The organism is uncultured Thiocystis sp. (assembly GCF_903866365.1).
GTDB lineage: Bacteria > Pseudomonadota > Gammaproteobacteria > Chromatiales > Chromatiaceae > Chromatium.
Map to the genome: position 1 here is coordinate 1 of NZ_CAIPNF010000279.1, position 2,495 is coordinate 2,495.

Annotated in this window: 2 protein-coding genes; one reads left to right on the forward strand and one right to left on the reverse strand. The window is 63.0% G+C overall.

Annotation, left to right across the window (positions count from 1 at the left end; translation table 11 throughout):
• Nucleotides 1–148: 148 nt before the first annotated feature.
• The gene (locus QZY07_RS15470) at nucleotides 149–550 is read left to right on the forward strand and encodes a hypothetical protein (protein WP_295404554.1); all 402 of its coding nucleotides are present in this window, start codon (nucleotides 149–151) and stop codon (nucleotides 548–550) included.
• Nucleotides 551–554: 4 nt separating this feature from the next.
• Here the strand turns inward: QZY07_RS15470 and QZY07_RS15475 are convergent, their stop codons facing one another.
• Entirely contained in the window at nucleotides 555–2,156 is a 1,602-nt protein-coding gene (locus QZY07_RS15475) for an IS66 family transposase (RefSeq protein WP_295404556.1), read from the reverse strand.
• Between the last annotated feature and the right edge of the window lie 339 nt (nucleotides 2,157–2,495).

Here is a 2,495-nt window from a genome sequence, read left to right on the forward strand (position 1 = left end):
ACGATCCGGATGCGGTCGAAAAAAGAATCAAGCAAATGCGGGTCAGGCATGAGCAAAGGCAAAAGGATATCGAGCGTTATTACAAGCTGACCGCGACGGGATAGTCAATGTGTTTGAATTAAAGTAACAAAGTAGAACTAACTGCGATGTGCTTAAGAAAGTATATTGTGGTCCATCCTACGGCAGTCATCGTTACGAACCGACGATCATCGTCGGTACACATCAGATTCTGCAGGAGCAGAAGCTTGCTATCTTGTTTGTTGGATATGTACTCGGAAAACTGCAAAATCAGTTGCCTGCGACGGGCGTGGTAATCGGCGCAGACGGCCGTGCTCACAAAGTCGACATGGAGTCAGCTAACCGAATCCTGATTCCAATGATCAAGGCGTTGAGACAATGGACAGGCAGTTCACCACCTCCACCAGTGCTTTTGAACAAGCATTGCCCAACTTGCCAATTTCGCAATGCCTGTATGGAGCATGCAGAAAAGGTTGACGATCTCAGTCTTTTGGATCGGGTCACGCCAAAGATCATTCAGCGATATCAGTAGCCGTTCATAGACCCGGCATTGGATCCGGTAGCGCCGCCGCCGCACGCCCGGCGCGGCGCTTCGCGATCACGCCGGCCAGATAGCGCCAAGGCACATGGCCGCGTTGGCGACAGGTGTCGATCACGCTGGCGAGCAAGGCGAAGGCGCGCGATCCGGCTTCGCAGCGCGTCCCCATCATGATGCGTCGTGCGATCACCCAATGGCGCAGCGCCCGCTCGGCGTCGTTGTTGGTGAGCGGCCACTGGGGATTCTCCAGCACCCGGAAAATGGCGTCCCAGTCGTTCCACAGTTCCACCGCCAAGGCGTGCGTCTTGGCATGGCGGTGCCCGAGCAAACGCACGCAGGCGGCATGCAACTCGTTGAGCAACGCGGCATGGCGGATCGGCAAATCGACCGGGGGGCCGTCGCGCGCGGCATGGATGGCACCGATCAGGGTGTCGAAGGTGGTTTGCACTTGGTGCCCGAAGGCTTGCGCCTCGCGATCGAAGCTCTCGATCAACCCCTGCGCCTTGCGCGTGAGGTGCGCCCAGCCGCGCAGCCGTTGCGGGAAGTGGCGATACGCCTGCCAGCCGTCGCTCATCCGCCAGCCGGCGAAGCCCGGCAGAAGGCGATCGAGCACCTCGCGCCCGCGCTTGGCCACCACGAACAGGGTGGTGGTGGCGCTGGTGAAGACCCACCGCCAGAGGAGTTCGGCACCTTGCGGCCAGGAGGTCTCGTCGACAGGCAGCAGGTCGCTGGCCACCACCGCCTCGATCAATTCTTTTTCCAGCGGTACCGCCGCCGCAGCGGCCTCGCGCAGGGTGCGATCCAGGGTGCCCACGCTCAGGTTCAACCCGAGCCAGTCGTGCAGAAACTCAGCGATGCGCCGGTACGACATCCGAAAGCGCAGAGGCAGGGCCACGATCAGGGTCGCCAGCCCCGGCCCGACCAGACGCCATTCGCTCAAGGCCACCGGTTCTAAGGTCGGGTCATCGACGAGCCCTTCGCCGGGACGCGCGCGCGTGTGATGACCACAGCCGCAGAGGGTGTCATGGAAACGATGGTCGGTCACCTGCAGGTGCAGGCCCAGTTGCTCGGGATCGCCCCACACCAGATCGACCGACTGGAAGCCGGCGTCGGCGACACTGGGGGCCTGCGCGGGCAGCGCCTCGGCGCAGGCCGCGCAGGTCTCGGGACGATGGATGATCGTCTCATGGGCCTTAAACACCTGGGTGCGTCCGAACCCCAGCGCGCCCGGTGGTTTGCCGGGCTTGCGCTTGGGCTTCTCGGGCTTGGAGGCCGCGTGCTCGGGGGCCGGGGTCTCGGGTGGATCGGGCGGCTCATCCGGGGGCGCGCTGGCCGCATCCGGTGCGTCCCGATCCTGCGCCGGGAGGTTCGCCTCGACGTCGGCGTCGTCGCTCGGCTCCTCATCCCCCGCCGACGGGCGCTCCCAGGGCGCACGGCTGCTGGGCGGACGAGAACGGTTGGTCGGATTTTGCCGCAGCCGCTCGCGCGCTTCCTTGAGATCCTCCAACAGTCGCAGCGACAGACCACGCAGCCGAGCCTCGTCCAGTGCCTGGACGTAGGTTTCATCGAGCTGGCTGAGGCTGTGGTCGCTCAGGTGCATCGGTCAGGGGGCGAGTTCATCGGGTGGCGAAGATGGGCTTATCCTGATCGGGTTGGGTGGCGGCGGTCAAGGGGGTCTATGAACGGCTACCGATATCACAAGAAAGGAATCTTTACAGTCACGCAACTCTCTTATGTCTACAAGCCAAGGCGCCAACGGAAGCGCCGAACCAAGGCTCAGGTATCTTTTAAGGTTGAGGGGGTCGATCATCGTTCCGGCCGCCCCCTATGCGGCGACGGGTAGCAGATAGGGCGGCTTCGGTGGCCGGGGTCGTCGGCGCGCCGGAGATGGCGGCAGCGGCATTCGCTCTAGGAGTTGTTCGAAGAGGGGTGCCGGCGG